Source organism: Streptomyces calidiresistens (assembly GCF_014141525.1).
GTDB lineage: Bacteria > Actinomycetota > Actinomycetes > Streptomycetales > Streptomycetaceae > Streptomyces > Streptomyces calidiresistens.
Genome location: NZ_VKHS01000664.1, coordinates 1 through 3,076, shown reverse-complemented (window position 1 = coordinate 3,076; position 3,076 = coordinate 1). Strand labels below are relative to the sequence as shown.

Annotated in this window: 3 protein-coding genes; 2 read left to right on the top strand and 1 reads right to left on the bottom strand. The window is 71.3% G+C overall.

All coding sequences use genetic code 11. The features are described 5' to 3' along the window. Positions 1-206: hypothetical protein (locus FOE67_RS21170; protein WP_228474134.1), on the bottom strand; the 206-nt coding region annotated here is incomplete at its 3' end. A 241-nt stretch (positions 207-447) separates the two neighbouring features. On the opposite strand from FOE67_RS21170, the gene FOE67_RS30495 reads away from it, so the two are divergent. Both FOE67_RS30495 and fxsA read left to right on the top strand, forming a co-directional pair. After that, complete coding sequence (locus FOE67_RS30495; RefSeq protein WP_182666432.1) at positions 448-2,562, top strand: tetratricopeptide repeat protein; 2,115 nt, start codon at positions 448-450, stop codon at positions 2,560-2,562. A gap of 257 nt (positions 2,563-2,819) precedes the next feature. After that, positions 2,820-3,017: an FxSxx-COOH cyclophane-containing RiPP peptide gene (gene fxsA / locus FOE67_RS30490; protein ID WP_182666431.1), complete on the top strand. Its 198-nt coding sequence runs from the start codon at positions 2,820-2,822 to the stop codon at positions 3,015-3,017. Positions 3,018-3,076: the final 59 nt, after the last annotated feature.

The window sequence follows — 3,076 nt, the reverse complement described above, 5'->3', positions numbered from 1 at the left end:
CCCGCCGCGACCGGCCCCAGGACGGCCGCGAGCCCTCCCGCCCCGGCGGCACCGGGGCAGCAGCCCCGGGCCGAACCGTGCGGCGATTCCCCCGACCCGGCCGGGGAGGACTTTCCCGTGCCACCGGTCAGGAGAAGCAGCACCAACACCGCCAGAACTCCTGTGCCCAGCGCCGGGGATGTGAGGTCGAGCACGAGCGATCCCATGGACATCACCTCCCGTTCCGGGCCCTCTTGCCGGGGCCCGTTTCACCAGTCAAGCTCTTTCCGATGCGAACGCGGATCGTCCGGGACGAGCCACCGAAAAGGCGGACGGGACGTGATGGTGGACGCGTGTCCGGGACATCGCGGATACCCGTCGGAACGTCCCGGACGCCGTCGGACGCGGTGACGGACACCGGGGAACACCGGTGGGCGGACGCGGGCGGGAAACGGGGGCGGAGATCCGGTGACGAGGGAAAACGATCCGGGGCCCGGCTCGTGGTTCGAGTACCGGCAACTGCTGCGCGAGCTGCATCGGACGACCGGCAGTCCCCCCATGCGGGAACTGGAACGCCTGTGCGCGGAGGAGTACGGAGGAAAACGGGTCCCCCGGGCGCTTTCCCGCACGGCGATCAACGGTTATCTCGCGCCGGCCGACCGACCACCCGGCACGGATCGGGATGTCGTCGGTTCCCTGGTGCACTGTCTGCTCCTGCACGGCGGCCGGAACGGTCTTCGACCGCCCCCACCGCGGAACGATCCCGCTTGGTGGCGACGCCGCTACGACCTCCTGAGCGAGGAGAACGAACGTCGTCGGAGGGAACGGGGGCCCTCGTCCGGGGACCTCCCCCTGGCGGAGACGGGACACTGGGACACCGGACACGAGGTGGCCCTGGGCTGGTCGCTGGCGGATGTCGTCTTCTGGCCGCCCTCCGGGGTGGACCACTTGGACAAGCTCGCGGGAATGATCCGTCTGGCCCACGAGATCGGCGTCCCGCACACCGCGCTGCCGGCCGCGAGGCAGTTGGAGAGGTGGAGCGCCAGGGAGTTACCGACGGGCCATCCGGCACGGCTCGCCGCACGCCACGCGGCCGCGGTGTTGACCTCCCACGCCGGTGCCGCGCCGGCCCAAACGCTGCGAACCGTTTCGGAACTGGTGCGGGAGTGCCGGAAGCACCTGGGAGCACGGCATCCGCTGACCGTCTTCGCGGGATTGTGGCACGCCGGTTCGACCGGTCGCTGTGGTGACTGGGCCGAGGCCCGAAGGCTGTACCGGCTCCTGGCCGCGGAGCCCTCCCCCGATCACACCGCGCTGCGGGCGGACCTCCTCGCCGGATGGGGCGCGGCCAGGGCGCTGGGACACCTGGGACGGTGGGAGGACGCCCGCGAGGAGTTGGAGCGACTGCTGCCGGACGTGGACACCCTCATCGGCCCCTCGCACCCCGCCGCCCTGGAGGCGAAGGGAGCGCACGCCAGGGCGGTGCTGATGAGCGGGGACGCCCGGGGGGCGGCGGCCCGCTACGAGGCCCTGATCGCACAGGCCGACGAGTTGGGGGCCATCGATCAACCCACCCTCCTGGGTCTGCGGCGCGGTCTGGCCGCGTGCGTGCACCACATGGGGGAGGTCGCCGGCGGTCGGGGGGATCCGCCCGGAACGACACCGATCGAGGTCGTGTACCGGGGCGTGATCGAGGACAGCATCGCCGTCCTCGGACGGGAGCACCCGGCGACCCTGGGCGCGTTGCGGGAGCTCGGGGTCCTGTTGACGGACATCTCCCCGCTCGATGCCGTGCGGACCCTCGAGGAGGTGACCGAGGAGGGGACGGAGCTGTTGGGCTCCTCCCACCCCGAGGTGCTGCGCGCACGACACGCCCTGGCCCTCGCCCATCGCGAGGCGGGACGCCCCAGGGAGGCGCTGATAGGGCTGGGTGAGGTGCTCGGCCGACAGCGGCAGAAGCTGGGCCACGACCACCCCGACACCGTCCACACCCGACATCACCTGGGAACTCTGCTCGCGGAGACCGAGCAGTACCAACGCGCCGTGGCGCTGCTCGACGACGTGCACGCCAATCGACGCCGGACCCTGGGTCCGGATCACCCCAGCACCCTGGCCGTGCGGCAATCGCTCGCCGAGCTGACGTGGCGCATCGACGGGACCCGGGCGGCCCGTTCCTCCTTCGAGTCGCTCCACCGCACCTGCCTCCGGGTGCTGGGGCCCGAGCACCGTCAAACCCTGGTCACCAGGCTCTCCCTGGCCCGTCTGACGTGGGAGGAGGATCCCCGGACCGCGCTGGCCGAGTATCGAAGGGTGGGCGAGGCACAGGCCCGCGTACTCGGCGAACGGCACCCAGCGACGCTGTGGACCCGCTTCAACGCGGCGGTGATCGTTCACGAACTGGACGGCCCCGGGGCCGCGGTGGAGGAGTACCGGAAGGTCTTGGACGCCCGCGAGGAGATCCTGGGAACCGGGCATCCGGCGACCCGTGACACCCGACACCACCTGTCGGAGGCGCTGGAAGCGCTGGCCCGGGCGCAGACGCCGGGAAATCAACCCCCCGGCACAGCCGCGGGCGAGGGGTGAGCACTTTAGCGGCGGCGGAGTTCCCGGGATGCCGGCACCGGGATTCCGGACCACCTCAACTGCTCTTTTCAGGCATGGGAGTTGTGGGGATGATGACGGGACGACGGAGGGAATTCCCACGGTTCACCGCCCCACGCACCATCCCGTCCAACGGCAGGTCGGAAGGAGAAAGCGGAGTGCGCGACATCGAGCGGTCCCGGTTCGTTTCCCCCCCTCGGTGGGGTTCCCCACCGACGCCCGCCCCCGGCGAAGAGGAGGTGGAGCACGTCCGCGACCCCCGGTATCGTCCCGACCTCCCGATCGACACAGGTCTCCCCGACCTCTCCCGCCTCTCCCCCGAGTCGCTGGCGAATCTTCCCGACACCGCCCTGGCCGGAGTCCTCCGACGACTCGTCGAAGAATCGGCGGAGGAACTGCCCGATGTCTCCGCCTTCCAATCGGCGTTGGGAAACTGAGGTGGGGGACACCGCACGGCGAGGGACCCGTGGCGATGATCGACCGCACCCCCCACCCC